This is a genomic window from Acinetobacter sp. ABJ_C5_2, from assembly GCF_044538485.1.
In the GTDB taxonomy this organism is placed as follows: Bacteria; Pseudomonadota; Gammaproteobacteria; order Pseudomonadales; family Moraxellaceae; genus Acinetobacter; species Acinetobacter nosocomialis_A.
This window is the reverse complement of sequence record NZ_JBIUCS010000023.1, coordinates 15,719-32,159: the sequence shown is the minus strand read 5'-3', so window position 1 is coordinate 32,159 and position 16,441 is coordinate 15,719. Positions and strand designations below refer to the sequence as shown.

17 protein-coding genes are annotated in these 16,441 nt (G+C 39.3%); 7 read left to right on the top strand and 10 right to left on the bottom strand.

Annotated elements, in window-relative coordinates; translation table 11 throughout:
• The first annotated feature begins 487 nt into the window (after positions 1 to 487).
• The 5 genes from rpmH to mnmE all read left to right on the top strand — a co-directional run bounded on the left by rpmH (position 488) and on the right by mnmE (position 4,590).
• Positions 488 to 622 carry a 50S ribosomal protein L34 gene (rpmH, locus tag ACH8JV_RS15300; protein ID WP_000831329.1) on the top strand — a complete coding sequence of 45 codons (135 nt, stop codon included), beginning with the start codon at positions 488 to 490 and terminating at the stop codon, positions 620 to 622.
• Between the two features lie 30 nt (positions 623 to 652).
• Positions 653 to 1,045: a ribonuclease P protein component gene (rnpA, locus tag ACH8JV_RS15295; RefSeq protein WP_311070331.1), complete on the top strand. Its 393-nt coding sequence runs from the start codon at positions 653 to 655 to the stop codon at positions 1,043 to 1,045.
• Positions 1,046 to 1,055: 10 nt separating this feature from the next.
• Positions 1,056 to 1,376 carry a membrane protein insertion efficiency factor YidD gene (yidD, locus tag ACH8JV_RS15290; protein ID WP_311087029.1) on the top strand — a complete coding sequence of 107 codons (321 nt, stop codon included), beginning with the start codon at positions 1,056 to 1,058 and terminating at the stop codon, positions 1,374 to 1,376.
• A gap of 5 nt (positions 1,377 to 1,381) precedes the next feature.
• The gene (gene yidC / locus ACH8JV_RS15285) at positions 1,382 to 3,142 is read left to right on the top strand and encodes a membrane protein insertase YidC (protein ID WP_311087028.1); all 1,761 of its coding nucleotides are present in this window, start codon (positions 1,382 to 1,384) and stop codon (positions 3,140 to 3,142) included.
• Between the two features lie 92 nt (positions 3,143 to 3,234).
• Positions 3,235 to 4,590 carry a tRNA uridine-5-carboxymethylaminomethyl(34) synthesis GTPase MnmE gene (gene mnmE / locus ACH8JV_RS15280; protein WP_311070328.1) on the top strand — a complete coding sequence of 452 codons (1,356 nt, stop codon included), beginning with the start codon at positions 3,235 to 3,237 and terminating at the stop codon, positions 4,588 to 4,590.
• A gap of 47 nt (positions 4,591 to 4,637) precedes the next feature.
• Here mnmE and ACH8JV_RS15275 read toward each other — a convergent pair whose 3' ends face one another.
• Positions 4,638 to 4,901, bottom strand: a complete 264-nt coding sequence (locus ACH8JV_RS15275) for a metal/formaldehyde-sensitive transcriptional repressor (protein WP_100291111.1) — start codon at positions 4,899 to 4,901, stop codon at positions 4,638 to 4,640.
• Between the two features lie 242 nt (positions 4,902 to 5,143).
• Here ACH8JV_RS15275 and ACH8JV_RS15270 point away from each other — a divergent pair, with 242 nt between their 5' ends.
• Complete coding sequence (locus ACH8JV_RS15270; RefSeq protein ID WP_396522220.1) at positions 5,144 to 5,842, top strand: DsbC family protein; 699 nt, start codon at positions 5,144 to 5,146, stop codon at positions 5,840 to 5,842.
• 47 nt (positions 5,843 to 5,889) lie between these two features.
• Here the strand turns inward: ACH8JV_RS15270 and ACH8JV_RS15265 are convergent, their stop codons facing one another.
• The 8 genes from ACH8JV_RS15265 to ACH8JV_RS15230 form a co-directional block, all read right to left on the bottom strand.
• Positions 5,890 to 6,141 (bottom strand): GlsB/YeaQ/YmgE family stress response membrane protein, encoded by a 252-nt coding sequence (locus ACH8JV_RS15265; protein WP_004884259.1) that lies wholly within the window; start codon positions 6,139 to 6,141, stop codon positions 5,890 to 5,892.
• A 172-nt stretch (positions 6,142 to 6,313) separates the two neighbouring features.
• Entirely contained in the window at positions 6,314 to 6,841 is a 528-nt protein-coding gene (hpt, locus tag ACH8JV_RS15260; RefSeq protein WP_002115408.1) for a hypoxanthine phosphoribosyltransferase, read from the bottom strand.
• Between the two features lie 214 nt (positions 6,842 to 7,055).
• Positions 7,056 to 8,381, bottom strand: a complete 1,326-nt coding sequence (gene guaD / locus ACH8JV_RS15255; RefSeq protein ID WP_396522218.1) for a guanine deaminase — start codon at positions 8,379 to 8,381, stop codon at positions 7,056 to 7,058.
• 56 nt (positions 8,382 to 8,437) lie between these two features.
• Positions 8,438 to 9,493 (bottom strand): Rieske 2Fe-2S domain-containing protein, encoded by a 1,056-nt coding sequence (locus tag ACH8JV_RS15250; protein WP_396522216.1) that lies wholly within the window; start codon positions 9,491 to 9,493, stop codon positions 8,438 to 8,440.
• 292 nt (positions 9,494 to 9,785) lie between these two features.
• Positions 9,786 to 10,946, bottom strand: coding sequence for a glutathionylspermidine synthase family protein (locus ACH8JV_RS15245; RefSeq protein ID WP_396522214.1), 1,161 nt, complete (start codon positions 10,944 to 10,946; stop codon positions 9,786 to 9,788).
• Between the two features lie 21 nt (positions 10,947 to 10,967).
• Positions 10,968 to 11,333 carry a hypothetical protein gene (locus ACH8JV_RS15240; RefSeq protein ID WP_005120731.1) on the bottom strand — a complete coding sequence of 122 codons (366 nt, stop codon included), beginning with the start codon at positions 11,331 to 11,333 and terminating at the stop codon, positions 10,968 to 10,970.
• A 188-nt stretch (positions 11,334 to 11,521) separates the two neighbouring features.
• Positions 11,522 to 12,478 (bottom strand): TerC family protein, encoded by a 957-nt coding sequence (locus ACH8JV_RS15235; RefSeq protein WP_396522212.1) that lies wholly within the window; start codon positions 12,476 to 12,478, stop codon positions 11,522 to 11,524.
• A gap of 317 nt (positions 12,479 to 12,795) precedes the next feature.
• Positions 12,796 to 13,392 carry an undecaprenyl-diphosphatase gene (locus ACH8JV_RS15230; RefSeq protein WP_396522210.1) on the bottom strand — a complete coding sequence of 199 codons (597 nt, stop codon included), beginning with the start codon at positions 13,390 to 13,392 and terminating at the stop codon, positions 12,796 to 12,798.
• A gap of 137 nt (positions 13,393 to 13,529) precedes the next feature.
• Between ACH8JV_RS15230 and ACH8JV_RS15225 the strand changes: the two genes are divergently transcribed.
• The gene (locus tag ACH8JV_RS15225; RefSeq protein ID WP_077169185.1) at positions 13,530 to 14,780 is read left to right on the top strand and encodes a low temperature requirement protein A; all 1,251 of its coding nucleotides are present in this window, start codon (positions 13,530 to 13,532) and stop codon (positions 14,778 to 14,780) included.
• A 61-nt stretch (positions 14,781 to 14,841) separates the two neighbouring features.
• Here ACH8JV_RS15225 and mpl read toward each other — a convergent pair whose 3' ends face one another.
• On the bottom strand, positions 14,842 to 16,215 hold the full coding sequence (gene mpl / locus ACH8JV_RS15220; RefSeq protein WP_348902176.1) for a UDP-N-acetylmuramate:L-alanyl-gamma-D-glutamyl-meso-diaminopimelate ligase: 1,374 nt from the start codon (positions 16,213 to 16,215) through the stop codon (positions 14,842 to 14,844).
• Between the last annotated feature and the right edge of the window lie 226 nt (positions 16,216 to 16,441).

Genomic DNA, 16,441 nt, shown 5'->3' with positions numbered 1-16,441 from the left:
CACATCCTGTGGATAAATTATCACATAAACTTATCCACAATCCACAAAGATAATAAAAACAGAGTTATCAACAGTTCAAATATATGTTTTTTAAATTTAAAACCGTGAAATCCACAGAAAAAGTCCACACTAATAAGAATAAATTTAAATTTTAAAATTTGAATTTATTTAATAGGGCTACTTCAAATTGTGGATAACTAAAAAATATGAATTTAAATTCAAATATATCAAAACAAAACTAATTTCACATCTAGGTTTGTTGATAAGTATGTAAATAAGAAGTGTATATCTTAAAAGTCATAATAAAAATAAACAATTACTTTGTGTATAACTTTTAAATGGTAAAAATTGACTTAATATAAAGAGAGGATGAATAAGTAAAAATTTGACTTAAATACAAAACTTTCTCTGTTTATCATTGACAGAGTAAACATTGCACAATAAAATCGCGGACCTTTATAGAAAGATCATTTTTGGGAGTTTCGATATGAAACGTACTTTCCAACCATCTGAATTAAAGCGTAAACGCGTTCATGGTTTCCGTGCTCGTATGGCAACTAAAGCTGGTCGTCAAGTATTAGCTCGTCGTCGTGCAAAAGGTCGTCATAGCTTAACTGTTTAATTACTGTTACGCTGACCAGACTTGGGTGTGATGGCACTTTACAGTTTTAGCACAGATCGTCGTGTGCGCTGTGCTGCAGATTATAAAAGTGTATTTGATGGTGCGCTTTTTAAAGTGCATCAACCCCATTTTTTATTTCTTGCAAAATTAACCGAACAGCCTAATAGCCGTTTGGGTATTGTCGTTGCTAAGAAAAAAGTGCGCCGTGCGCATGAAAGAAATCGAATAAAGCGTCTTGCTCGTGAGAGCTTTCGTCTAAATCAGCCGAAATTTGGGTTAGACATAGATGTTGTTGTAATGCCTAAAGTTGGTATTGAAACGATTACGAACGCTGAGCTATATCAACAATTAGATTTTGCTTGGCAAAAATTACAACGCTTGGCAAAAAAACATTCTAAAGTTGTCCCAACCTCGCAAAATTAAGAGATGACCAATGGTTCGTATTTTGCGTTGGTTCATTCGACTGTATCAAATTGCGATTAGTCCGCTTCTTGGACCCCGTTGTCGTTATATCCCAACTTGTTCCCAATATGCGATAGAAGCATTACAAACTCATGGTGCAATGAAAGGCGTTTGGCTATCTTCTAAACGTATTTGTCGATGTCATCCATGGGGAGGCTCCGGATATGATCCGGTACCGCCAAAAGCAATTCGTTTTATTTCGTTTCATCAAATAGATTCTCAAACGCATCATGTTGCTGTACCCTTTCGTGATCGTTTAATGAAGCAAAATCTCTCTAACCATTTGGGGTAATAGATATGCAACAATGGGCCAGGTTTGCAATTCTCGGGGCCATGTTTGTCACCGCATATTTGCTCATTTTGGCTTGGCAAAAAGATTATGGAAATGCTGCAACTGCACCGCAACAACAAGCGGCGGCTGTAAGTTCACATGAAATATCTGCTGATTTGCCAAATGCTAAAACTGCAACAGTGGCTTCCGATGTGCCACAAGCAAATATTACGCAGTCACAAACCACAGATGCGACAGCACCTGTGAATCAACAGCTTATTTCAGTACAAACTGACCTTTATCATCTTTGGATCAATCCAAAAGGTGGTGATATTGTTCGTATTGAATTACTCTCTCACGACAAAAGTAAAGACAGTAATCAACCATTTGTTATGCTTGAAAATGATGCCAAGCGTACATATGTTGCTCAGTCTGGCTTAATTGGTTTGAATGGACCAGATAGTAGTCGTGGTGGTCGTCCGTTATATGCGGTTGAAAAAACATCATATACTTTGGCTGATGCTAAGGGTGTACAGGATCAAAAGGGTCAGTCTGAAAAAGTTTTAAACGTGCCGATGGTATTTAAGACACCAGAAGGCGTTGAAATTATTAAAACTTTCACCTTTACCCAAGGTCAATACCCGATTGTTGTAAGTCATCAAGTCATTAACCGTAGCCAACAAAATTGGCAAGGTCAGATGTTTGGACAGTTAAAGCGTGATAACTCTGAGGATCCTGGTAAGTCTTCTCAAGGTATTTTCACTCTAGGAACTTTCTTAGGTGGTGCTTGGGGAACGCCTGATTCACATTATAACAAGCTTAAGTTTGCTAACTTCTCAGAAGAAAAAGTAAATGCTGATGCTAAAGGTGGATGGGTTGCAATGGTTCAGCACTACTTTGTAAGTGCTTGGATTCCTGGAAATCTTAAACTGACTCAAGCGAATGGTCAGCCTTATGTTGCTAAGCTTGAATCTCGTCAGTCTGCGGATCATATGAATATTATTGGCTTTACTTCGCCAGTAATTAATGTTCCAGCTGGCACTTCAATGGAAGTAGATGCGAAGCTTTATTCAGGTCCAAAAGTACAATCTGAATTAAAAGATTTGGCTGTAGGTTTGAACCAGACGGTTGACTATGGTTGGTTATGGCCAATTGCCAAGTTATTGTTCTTAGGTCTTCAATTCTTCCATAGCATTGTAGGCAACTGGGGATGGTCAATCATCTTGCTTACCATTATGGTGAAGATGATTTTGTGGCCTTTATCTTCAAAAAGTTATCGTTCTATGGCGAAAATGCGTGTGATTGCACCAGAAATGCAACGCATGAAAGAAGAGTTCGGTGAAGACCGTATGCGCTTCTCGCAAGAAATGATGGCGCTTTATAAACGTGAACAAGTTAATCCACTATCAGGTTGTTTGCCGCTATTGCTACAAATGCCGATTTTTCTTGCCTTGTACTGGGTGCTCATGGAAAGTGTGGAATTACGTCACGCACCATGGTTAGGCTGGATTCAAGACTTGTCTGCAATGGATCCATGGTTCATCTTGCCGTTAATTATGGGTGCGACAATGTTTGCTCAGCAAATGTTGAACCCGCAACCGGCTGATCCAATGCAAGCGAAAGTATTCCGTATTATGCCGATTATGTTCACGGTATTTATGCTGTTCTTCCCTGCAGGTCTCGTGTTGTACTGGATTGTGAACAACAGTATTACCATTTTACAGCAATGGTTTATTAACAAGAGTGTTGAAAAAAGTCGTCTAAACAAGACTGAATCAGCGTCTTAATCGTTGAACTTTTACTGAATCAATCCGCTTAAGATGGTAATCTTAGGCGGATTTTTCTTTGGCTGTATTTTAGGTTTTTTTAGGTGAATAATATGCAAAGTCAAACCACAATTGCTGCAATTGCAACGCCGCCAGGGCGTGGTGGAGTGGGCGTGATTCGCTTATCTGGACCTAAGGCCTATGAAATTGCTCAAAAGCTGACGCAAAAAAACTTGCCTGAAGCACGTATGGCTGGTTTTCGTAAGTTTTATGATGCTGATGGAAGCATCATGGATGAAGGGATTGTCTTGTGCTTTCCAAATCCGCATTCGTTTACTGGTGAAGATGTTGTCGAGCTACAGGGGCACGGCGGTCCAGTCATTCAAAATGCTCTCCTTGGCCGTTTATTTGAGCTAGGTGCAATTGCTGCAAAAGCTGGTGAGTTCTCCATGCGAGCTTTTGAAAATGGCAAAATGGACTTGGTACAAGCAGAAGCGATTGCTGACTTGATTGATGCAACCTCTCAAGCTGCGGCACGCTCTGCTGTTCGCTCTTTACAGGGCGCATTTTCAACAAAAATTAATACGGTTTTAGAAAAACTGATCCATTTACGATTACATGTCGAAGCTGCAATTGATTTTCCTGAAGAGGAAATCGATTTCTTAGCAGATGGTAAGATTTTAGCTTTACTCGAAGATGTCCAGCAGTCGGTACATGCGGTTCAAACTTCTGCACGACAAGGGCAACTGTTACGTGAAGGTTTGCAAGTTGTTATTGCGGGTAAACCGAATGCGGGTAAATCGAGCTTATTAAATGCGCTTGCTGGTGTAGAACGCGCTATTGTGACGGACATTGCTGGCACAACTCGCGATGTTTTGCATGAAAAAATTAGCTTAAATGGTCTGCCAATTACCTTAACAGACACCGCTGGCCTTCGTGAAACAGGTGATATTGTTGAAAAAGAAGGGATTCGTAGAGCAATTAAAGAAATTGAACAAGCTGATTTATTATTGTTGGTTTATGATTTAAATCAAGGTGATGACCCCTTAAAACTCGCTCAAGAATATTTCGCTGAACATATTGAACCACGTCGTTTAATGTTAATTGGTAATAAATGCGACTTAACTGGACAGGTAGCTGAAATTACTGATTTTCAGGGGTTCCGTCATATTACAGTTTCTGCAAAACAAGAGATGGGCGTACAAGGCCTCGTAGATGCGATTACAGCTCATGCAGGCTTTCATCCTGAGGAAGATACGTTTATTGCAAGAACACGCCATTTAGACGCAATGAAGCGCACACAGCTCTATCTTTCAGAAGCACGTGAGCAACTTGTTGTATTTAACGCTGGTGAGCTTGTTGCCGAATCATTACGCCTTGCTCAAAATGCTTTAGGTGAGATTACAGGTGACTTTAGTGCTGACGACCTATTAGGCAAAATCTTTGGTTCTTTCTGTATTGGAAAATAATAAAAAAAACTGGATGATGTAGAGTGTTATGTCATCCAGTACTTTTCTCAGCCGTATCTCTTTAAAACTTTTAAAAATTCATCTAACTCATTTTGATCGACTTCTGCACCTTGAAGTACATGATGGTGTAAGTGTTGTTCCATCAATTCACTCATTAAACCGTTTATTGCACCTTTTATAGCCGCAACTTGCTGCAAAATATCAATGCATGATGATTCTGGTTGTTCTATCGCATTTTCAATGCTATTGATTTGCCCTTTTAGTCGTTTTACACGATTAAGAATTTTTTTATCCTGACCAATGTGACTCATCTGTTTTCTCTTAATAATTTAATATACCGGTAGGGAGTATATTGGGTTTGAATGTTATACACGCCCATAGTGTATCACGTCATGATCAAAATCAGGTTGAAGGGCTTTCTAAAAGCGACTTATGTTCCACGTGAAACATAAGCATAACGATGTGGGAGTTTGGTTATAACTCGGTAATCAGTTCTGTTTTCATGAGCTGAACTGATTAAAATGATCTCCTCTCCTACCAATGAGTTGGTTTTATGCTTAAAAAAATAGGAATATTGGCATTATTTAGCTTAACTACAAGTTTGAGTTTCGCTAATGTAGATACTGTTCGGGAAAATATTAAAAAACAATATCCTAATTTGAAAATTAGCAATATTCAGAAAACCGAAATGCCAGGGCTATATAGCGCCAATCTCGATCAACAAATTATTTATCTTGGTGAAGATGGTCAGCATATGTTGGTAGGCTCTATGATTCGCTTAAAGGACCAGAAGAATTTAACCAAAGACTTGGTTTTAGGACAAAACTCAATTGATTGGAAACAATTGCCTTTAAAAGATGCTATTAAAACAGTCAAAGGTAACGGTCAGCATGTTTTAGCGGTATTTTCTGACCCAAATTGTCCTTACTGTAAAAAGCTTGAACCTGAACTCGATAAACTTAAAGACGTAACAATTTACACGTTTATCTATCCTTTAAAGCCTCAATCTATTGTGGTTTCCAGACAAGTTTGGTGCGCACCGAACCAATCATATTCTTGGAAAAAGCTAATTGAACAAGGTGTAAAACCAACAGTTGCAAGTTGTGCAAACCCAATTGATCGTAACTTAGAGTTGGGTAAAAAATTAGGTTTTAATGCTACTCCTACCCTAGTTTTTGCAAATGGTTTTAAATTGGTAGGTGCAAGATCTGCTGAAGAAATTCAGGAAGTTTGGAAAGAACTGGGTCTATAAATTAAAAAAAGCACCTTAAGGTGCTTTTTTTATGAACAAATTAAAGTTTAGCTTTTTCGGACAATCAAGTTGTAAATGAAAAGAATAATGACTGCACCAATCACGGAAGCGATAAAGCCTGCAGCTGAGTTTTCGCCGTAAAGCCCAAGCAAACGACCACCATAAGTGGCTAGAAGTGAACCTGCAATACCAATCAAAGTCGTAACGATGAAACCTGCTTTATCATCACCTGGATGCAAAGCACGAGCAATTAAGCCAGCGAAGAAACCAACCACAATAGCAACAATAAGTGACCACATATTTGTTCTCCAGTTGTTTTTTTGATGAAGTTAATGATTTTGCTTCATATTCTATCGTGCGACAGAGCTGTCTATTTTGTCTGTAGCAGATTGCGACTTTTTGTGTCTTTTTTGTTCAAAGCTAAAACGTTATATAAAAAAATAGCACCTTATGGTGCTATTTTTATGAAATTTATAGGCCAATTTCACCAATAAAAGGCAGATGACGATATTTTTGATCGTAATCTAAGCCATAACCCACAATAAACCTATCTTCAACTTCGAAGCCTAAAAATTTAACCTCGAGATCAATTTCACGGCGAGATGGTTTGCTCACTAATGTGCATAATTGAATTGAATTTGGTTCGCGAGTTTGCAACATTTCCACAACTTTGCTTAAGGTGTTGCCTGAGTCGATAATGTCTTCAACCACAAGCACATCTTTACCGCGAATTTCACCGTCAAGATCTTTTAAGATTTTAACATCTCGACTTGAAGTGGTACCACCGCCGTAGCTAGACACTGTCATGAAGTCGAGTTCGTGTGGTTTGGTAATGGTACGGCATAAGTCTGCCATGAAAATAACAGAACCACGAAGTAGACCAATCAGAACCAATTCTTTGTCACTATTTGCATAGTGAGCGTTAATTTGCTCGCCGAGCTCTTTGACTTTTGCTTGAATTTCTTCGGTTGAAATCATGATGCTCATTGCAACAGTCATGGCAGATTCCTACAAGATATAAAAGAAAAAATAAAAAAGGTGTTGACCTGCAACACCTCGAAAAACTGAGTTAATGGTAAAATTTTAAAGCAAAATGACGTTTCATGCACCCTTTGATGGCTGTGAAATTTTATCATTTTGCGGAATATGTCGATCACGTTTTAAAGCAACAGCACATATTCCAAATAATAACAAAAACTTAACAATACCTTTTTTACTGGACTGTTTCTTTTTGATAAGCACGTTTTCCATAAATATAAGTCGCCTCAATATTACGATCATCACCTAAGGTGAATAATGCAAACAGTGAATCTTCAACGGATTTAGATTTAGACTGGCGAAGTTGCTGGAGTGCGGTTGGTTTTAGGTTGAGTACCACAAAGTCGGCTTCTTTACCGACGTTGAAGTTGCCTAACTGATCTTGCAAATCGAGTGCTTTTGCTCCGCCTAGGGTTGCATGATAAAGCGCTTCATAAGCTGAGAGTTTATCACCTTGTAATTGCTGAACCTTATAAGCCTCATTAACAGTTTGCAGTAAACTAAACGATGTACCCGCGCCGATGTCTGTACCTAAGCCTACCTTCACTTGTTTTTCCCAAGTTTTTTTCAATGGAAATAAACCACTGCCTAAGAACAAGTTTGAAGTTGGGCAAAATGCGATAGCCGATTGTGTATCATGCATACATTGCCATTCTTGATCTTCCAAGTGAACGCAATGTGCAAAAACAGAACGCTTACCAGTTAGGCCATAATGCTGATAAACATCTAAATAGCCCGCTTGTTCCGGAAATAAAGATTTCACCCAAGCGATTTCATCTTTATTTTCACTTAAATGCGTATGGACATAAACATCCGGAAATTCTTGTTTTAACTGCCCTGCTCTTTCTAATTGTTCAGGTGTAGAAGTAGGTGCAAAACGTGGTGTAATTGCATAGAGAGCACGGCCCTTACCATGCCATTTTTCAATAAGTGCTTTAGTGTCGCTGTAAGCTGTTTCTGGCGTGTCACAAAGCGCTTCAGGAGCATTACGGTCCATGAGTACCTTCCCTGCAATCAAACGCATCTGAACGCGTTCTGCGGCTTCAAATAAGGCATCAACAGACTCGGGATGAACTGTACAGAAAACGAGGGCTGTAGTTGTACCGTGTTTTAAGAGTTCCTGAACAAAGAACTGCGCAATTTCACTTGCGTATGTTTTGTCTTGAAACTGGATTTCGGTTGGGAAAGTATAAGTATTGAGCCAGCTTAAAAGTTGTTCGCCGTAAGCTCCTACCATTTCGGTTTGTGGAAAGTGGATATGGGTATCAATAAAGCCAGGTACAATCAATTGCTCTGGGTAATGTTGAACTTCAACTCCAGTAGGAAGATGCTGTTGAGCTTCTTCCCATGCACCAAACCATTTGATTTTTCCATGTTCACTAATCAATACACCATCTTCTAAATAACGCACTTGATTTGGAATATCAGTTGGCTCAGAGACAGTTTGTTGAATATCTAAAAAACGACCACGCACAACGGTGGTATTTGCGATCAATGACATGGAAAGCCTATATATTTTCACTTTTTTCGATTGATTGTACCCCACTTAGCCAAGATTTAAATGGTATAACGTTTACTTAGTCCCCATTCAGCCAAAATCCGTCGATAAGTCGTTGATGAACGGTCTGCTTCAAAATGTGCTTCCATCATTAGATCAAGCGGTAGTTCTTCTGGTTTTTGTGATTCGACCATGTCTTGGTCTTCGGCAAAAATTTGCGCATTAAATGCATATACTTTTTCTAAATCACCTGTTTGGTCAAAGTTACGTGTGAGTGGAACAAATAAACGAGATTTATTACTTGAGATAGGACAACAGGCATTTAAGATTTTTAAGACCCCATCTTCTGGAAAATCGACCGTAAGCACGGCTGAAAAAGGTGGATAGACATCAAAGGTGCGCTTCCATAAAAAGCCTTCTGGTTCGAGATGTTTTAGTTCATGCGGATAGTTACTGACATTGCTGATATAGACCGTTTTTAAGCCATAGCTGGTACGTTCAGTGTGGTACTTAGGGACAACGGGATTATCACGACTGGCAAAAGCATTGTGATGCACCCATGCAAAATGAGCGACATCAATAAACCCTTCAAGCTGACGACCACTAGAACCACCAATATCCACAAAAGGTGGCAAAATCGCTTGATGCTCTGCATCATCCCAAGTATCTAATACAGGAATATTGGCTTTAGCAATATCACGACCATGAATACTGGTCCAAATGAGGCCATATCTTTGCACAACCGGAAATTTGGTCAGAGAAAAACGATCAGAAATTTTAGTTAGTTCGGGCTGAGCTGGTATTTGAGTACATTTCCCTTCGGTGTTATAGCGTAGACCATGATAAGGACACACAATCTCCTCACCATCGACCCAACCTTTGGTTAAAGGCACGCCACGATGCGGGCAAATGTCTCGAACTAGATGAATTTCGCCACTTTCTGTTTTATAGAGGGCCATGTTGACGTCTAGTAGCGTGACGCGTTGAGGTGCTGTAGAGACATCTTGAATACGCGCAACCGGATACCAGTGACTTGATAAAATTTCCCAATCTTTTGCTTCAAAACTGCTGTTACACGGCATGGCAAGTGGCGTTAAAGTTGGAATAGCATTCATGGCATCACTCCTTAAAAAAATCAGGGCTCTCGCGAGCCCTTAAAATCTAGGCTTTTTTCTTTTTAGGAGATGCAAAGAGCTTGCCAATATTAATTTTTAATAAATAAAATAATGAAAAATTTATTAAAATACATATATTTATATTGTGGTATTTTTGAATTTTCGTTCTAATTTAATTTTAAAAATGAAAGCTCATTATTCGCTGTTTACTTAAAATGCACTAATTGATCGCAAGTAATACTCAATAAAAAAGCACTTTAAAAGTGCTTTTTTAAATATCTCTAGGCGTTTATTACTCGACAAAATAATGCGCTGCAAAGTGGGCATCATTACCAATAATGTCATAGCAATCTTCACGAATAGACATGCCTGCACATTGATGTCCAACCATCCATAAACCGAGTGTAGGTAGTTGTCCTGCAAATAATGGGGTATCTACCCATTTCTGTACGACATAACCATATTTGTCATAGTCATCAAAATAAAAGCTACCAGAAGCCGCGCCTTGGTCATGGCCGTCTTGTAAAACTCGAATATTGGCCCCTTCCCTTGCCAAAATTGGCTTTTTCACCCATTTACCAGACAAAACTTGTTGCTGGTCATAGGTATGGGTTTCAACCAATAATGGATGGTTTGGATAACGCTTCCAAAGCTCAACCAGAATCGCTTTATTTGAAAGTAACATTTTCCAGCAAGGTTCAATCCACTGTGTTTGTGGATGAATATATTGAGAAAATGCTTCTTCCCAGATCCATTCCCATGGGTAGAGCTTAAATATGTTTTGAATGGGGTGATTATGAAGATCGACAAAATCTTGCCCGTTCCAGCCTATGTTTTCCATAGAAAGCTCGGAAACCTGTAGATGAGCTTGATAAGCGGTATCCATCAAGTACTCTAAATTGCCCCAGTCTTCCCTTCCAGCCTCCTGACAGGCAGCAAAATGCACATGGCTACCACGCGGTAAAATTGTCTTCCAGCGTTTAATCAGGTCTTCATGAATACTATTGAACTGGTCTCGATTTGCAATGCCTGAGACTTGTTCTATCCACAGCCACTGTGCGACAGAGGCTTCGAGTAAGCCAGTCGGCGTATCGGCATTATATTCCAGCATTTTGATATTTCGCCCATCGTAAGCGAAATCAAAGCGACCATAGAGCATGGGAGCATTTTGTTTCCACGAATGTTCAATATGGTTTATGGCGACTTCAGGAATTTGAAAATAAGCAGGATAATCGCCCCGTTGAATGAGATCTCCTACTACCGATAAACACATCTGATGCAGTTCATTTGCTGCATCTTCAAGTTGTTCAATCTGCTTAAGGGTAAACTCATACGCAACCCCTTCAGACCAGTAAATTGAGCCATCGAGAGAAGGTAAATTAAAATAATCAAAACCAATATTTTGATGCTCCACTTGCCAGTCTGGACGTGGAGTAAATATTTTTCTTTTCATATTCAGTAAATGCCTGAGAATTTAGCCGCCGAAAGAGAAGCCGCTACGACCAAAACCCCCACGAATTGGGGATGAAGAAGATGCGCTTTTCGCCGTACTTGAAATAATGGGGTGACCTACACTCAAATTGCTGTAAGGATGTAAGGTATTTCCGCGAAAAGAAACTTCTCGATTATTTCGATAATACGCAGGACCTAAATAGCGGCTACCGACATAACTAGAACCATGTCCACTTGAGCTATTTTCTTGTTTACATGTTTCATTATTCCAGTCGCGAGCACAGTCATATTGGTTGTTATATACGTCTTGTACTAAAGGACCATCATTATGGCTACATGCCGTGAGTAATAAAGGGACCACGACAAGATTAATTTTTTTAGAACGCATGAGTCTCCACACATTTTAATAAGTATGTTCGGCATAAAAAACCGAATAGCTATTATCTATTATGTTTCTGATTAGGAAAGATAAATTTTAAGTTGGCATATGATATTAATCTGCTTTTTTAAAGTACAGCCTATTTTAAAGATTTAAATGACAAAGCATCTCACGTGTAGATGCCTTGTTGTGATGAATTAAGACTGCAATTGCTTTTTGTTGTGTCGTAAAGAGAGATAAGCAGTAATTGCTAACACTATGACGATAAAGCTTAACGAGATCCAGATTGGCATGTGGAATACATCAAGCAACAACATTTTCGCGCCAATGAACAATAAGATGATGCCTAAGCCATACGGTAAGTAATGCAATTTAGAAGCAGCGCCAGCAAGTAAAAAGAACATTGCGCGTAAACCTAAAATTGCCATTAAATTCGCTGTTAAAACAATAAACGGATCGCTAGTAACCGCGAAAATAGCAGGAATAGAATCTACCGCGAAAATCACATCTGAAGCTTCAACTAAAATCAAAACTAGAAATAACGGCGTTGCCCACAATAAACCATTTTGACGGACAAAGAATTTGTCACCATCAAGCTGTGGGGTAATACGCATGTGCTTACGTAGCCATTTTAAAACTTTGATATCTTCGATATTGGTTTCTTCTTCTTGGCCCTTTAAGAACTTAAAGCCTGTATATACCAAGAATGCACCGAAAATATAAAGCACCCAAGAGAACTCTTGTACGAACCATGCACCAATAAAGATAAAAAGGGTACGCAGTACGATTGCACCTAATACGCCGTAGAGCAAAATTTTACGTTGTAATGCAGCTGGAATAGCAAACGCCGCAAAAATCATTAACCAAACGAAAACGTTGTCAATTGCGAGGGACTTTTCAAGTAAGTAACCTGCAAAGTATTCCATGGTTTTTTGGTTTGCTAAGGTCACCCCAACCGTTTGTTGTAGGTAAAGCCATAAACCACCACCAAATAAGGCTGCGACGCTTACCCACGCCACGCTCCAGTAAGCAGCTTGCTTAATTGAGACATCTTGACCTTGTTTTTGCTTAAAGCCCAAGAAATCGATCAAAAGCATGACAATGACTATGCCAAAGAATGCTATGTACAGCCATAAATTGCCGATTGTTTCCATAAATCCTCCATACATCCGGCAATTGGGCATAAAAAAACCTCGACCAGTTGCCAGATGAATTAAACATCTGTATCAACATGATCAAGGTCTTGCCTACATCATGAATTTCACGATGCTCAGATACCGACTTTTTAATAAAAGTGTATTGACGATATCTGACACATAACATTGCTGTTATGTTTGGAGGAGGCTACTCCCCTTGTCAAACTAAATTCTGTATTGGATAAAACCTATCCAATTTCACATAGAATGGCAGATTTTTTTGTATTACGCAACTGAACTTAATGTCGTGCTTTTAAAACAAAAAACTCTACGAATTATTTAATCAAACCGCGGTCTAAAAGCGGTTTGCATATAATCTGGTAAAGGTGAATAAAGAATGCGGTCAAACTTGTACCGTAAGCATTCCAGAAGTAATAACCTGCTGTGTTGACCAGAAGCGCGACAATAAAAGCCCCCAACATGTCTAAAGGGAAATGCACACCTAAATAAATACGTGACCATGCCACCACAAATGACAAAAATAACAGAATCATTCCAATCATTTTGCGCTGAGCAAACAAATAAGACAGCGCGATGGTGCTGAAAATCAGCATATGATTACTTGGAAAAGACGCTGTTGGTGCATGTTCAATAAACGTTGTACCCACACCGATCACAAACGGTCTTGGATGGTGATAAAACAGAGAAATAACATAACCCACTAAAAGTGATATGCAGGTTAAAAAGACAGATTTAATGACCCTATTTTTTAAATCTTGATCGCCATAAAACCATAAAAATGTAAGGATGGATAACAGGATATACAGGAGATCATTAGCAAAAAAGATAGCAAGACGAATGATAAATTGACTCGCATCCTGAGCACCATTGATGACATGGAATAAGCTAAGGTTGAGTGTTTCTAAAGACATTCATATTCCAAACAAGAACAAAAAAACGTGGGCTATGATAAAGAATTAAGCCTATTGTCTTGATAAAGAATTGTCACAAAAATGAAATATAGTTTGCTAATGAGTAAAGATTAATCAGCAGACCTAAATAATTTTTAATGCGTGATCTGGTGGTTAATATTAAAGTGTTAACGTGTTGGCACTTTATTCGAGAACGTTATTTTATGACTACTCAAGAAAAACAGAAAAAATTAAGTTTGAGGCCTTTATCTCCAAGAGATCCAAAACAGCCGCATAGAGCAGCGACTCCCCTCGAATTATTGTTCGATTTAATTTTTGTGGTCGCGATTGCAACAGCAGGTCAGCAGTTACACCACGCAATTATTGAAAATCATCTCTGGCATGCTCTGCCAAGCTACCTGATGGTATTTTTTGCGCTGTGGTGGGCATGGATGAATTTTTCATGGTTCGCCTCAGCTTACGATAATGATGATGCATTGTATCGATGCCTTACTTTTGTTCAGATTGTAGGTTCATTGGTGATGGCCGCAGGTATTCCTGATGTGTTTCGTAGTCAGGATTTTGACATCATTATTGTGGGCTATGTGATTATGCGCTTGGCTTTAGTTACTCAGTGGCTCAGAGCAGCAAAACATGATCCTGAACGGCGAGTTACGGCTTACCGCTATGCGATAGGTATAGTCTTGGTACAAATTGGCTGGCTTGTAGCTAACTTTGCTCATGTCCTTTCTATACCTCTATTTTTATGTCTAGTTGTGTTCGAGTTATTTGTTCCCATCTATGCAGAAAAACATTCGCCTACGCCGTGGCATCCTCACCATATTGTAGAGCGCTATGCTCTCCTCACCATTATTGTTTTGGGCGAATCAATTGTAGGTAGTTTTAATGCCATACGTGATGCGCTTGCGGCTCAATCTATCAATATTCCGGCTGTTTTTTTAATGATTGGCGGATTAATGTTGATGTTTGCAATGTGGTGGGCTTACTTTGATCGCAGTGAACAACATCATCATTTTAAAGGTGTGCGTCCATTTGTATGGGGTTATGGCCATTATTTTGTTTTTGTGAGTATTGCTGCCGTAGGTGCTGCGCTTGCCGCCGCTGTGGATGTTACTACCCATCATGCACATATCTCTGATTTATATATGGGTGTGATTGTTGCTGTGAGTGTGGTGCTTTATACCACTTGTATATGGATGTTATACGAGTTTGAGTGTTTAGCTGGAATTTCTAAATGGTTTTATCCTATTACCGCGCTTATTATTTTATGTATTCCGTTCATTTGTAATAACGTGGGATATAGCGTGTTTGCGATGGGTATTGTCTATACCTTACGTTTATTTATTTCCAATAAGTTTATGGAAAATATTGAACCTGAGCAGGTTTGAAAACGATTTAATAAAAAAGGGTTTCAATTTGAAACCCTTTTTTTAATCTTAAAGGAGCAATTTAGGCAGCTTTTGCTTTTAATGCACTCAAAAGTTTTTGATGTAAGCCACCAAAGCCACCGTTAGACATAATCACCACAGCATCGCCCTCACCTGCTTCATTAACAATACGGTCAATAATTTCATCAAGTGAACGGCTGACTTGAGCACGGTTTGATGCAGCTTCAATTACAGGTTGTAAATCCCAGTCTAAACCTTCTGGCTGGTACCAGATAACCTCATCTGCTAAGCGTGCTGAATGCGCTAAGCCATCTTTATGACTGCCCATACGCATGGTATTTGAGCGCGGTTCAATAATGGCCCATAAACGGCGTTCACCTAAGCGTTTACGTGCGCCATCTAAAGTCGTATCAATTGCTGTTGGATGGTGAGCGAAGTCATCATAAACCTCAATACCATTGACTGTACCGAGTAACTCCATACGGCGTTTTACACCGCCAAAGTTAGATAAAGCTTCACAAGCTGTTGCAAGTGCAACGCCCACATGTTGAGCCGCTGCAATGGTTGCTAAAGCATTCGCTACGCTATGTTGCCCTGTCATGCTCCATTTCACTTCACCAACGGCATTGCCATTTTCGAGGACTTTAAAATGGCTGCCATCAATTGAGATTAATTCGGCAGATAAAGCAGCTTTTTCATTTGCTTCTAAACTTGTACGAATCACTGGCGTCCAGCAACCCATTTCAAGTACTTCATCAATATGAGTTTCGGTAATTGGCGCAATAATACGGCCTTCACTTGGAATAGTACGCACAAGATGATGGAACTGTTTTTGAATTGCTGCTAAGTCATCAAAAATATCGGCATGGTCAAATTCAAGGTTATTTAAAATCGCCGTTTTTGGATGATAGTGAACAAACTTAGAACGCTTATCAAAGAAAGCTGAGTCATATTCGTCGGCTTCAACGCAGAAGTATTTTCCACCGCCTAAACGAGCACTTTCACTAAAACCAAGTGGGACACCACCAATTAAAAAGCCCGGATTTAAACCAGCTTGATCAAGTACCCAAGCTAACATGGTGGTAGTCGTGGTTTTTCCATGAGTACCTGCCACACCAAGCACATGTTTGCCTTGTAAAACGTGATCAGCAAGGAACTGTGGACCAGAAATATATGGCAGGCCTTCATTGAGCATGTATTCCACGGCATCAATACCACGTTTCATGGCGTTGCCGACAATAACTAAATCTGGATGAGGCTGTAAATGACTACGGTCATAGCCTTGCATGAGTTCAATACCTGCGTTTTCTAACTGGGTAGACATTGGCGGGTAAACGTTTGAATCGGAACCTGTTACCTTATGTCCTAAATCACGAGCTAAAAGTGCTAAAGAGCCCATAAAAGTGCCACAAATACCCAAGATATGCAGATGCATTGCTCGCCTTCTCCACTGCTTTTGTACACAGTATTAATGTGAATTACTGTGTTTTCATTATTGATAAATTTGCCAGCAACGATAGCAAGGCTCAACTGGAAAAGATAGTCAAAATTCGTTGTTGTTCTATGTGTTTGAGGCACTCATAAAAGTACAGCTTTATTTTTTAGATTTAAGCTGAATTATAGTTTTATCTTTTATAATGTTTTTGATCCATATTAATACT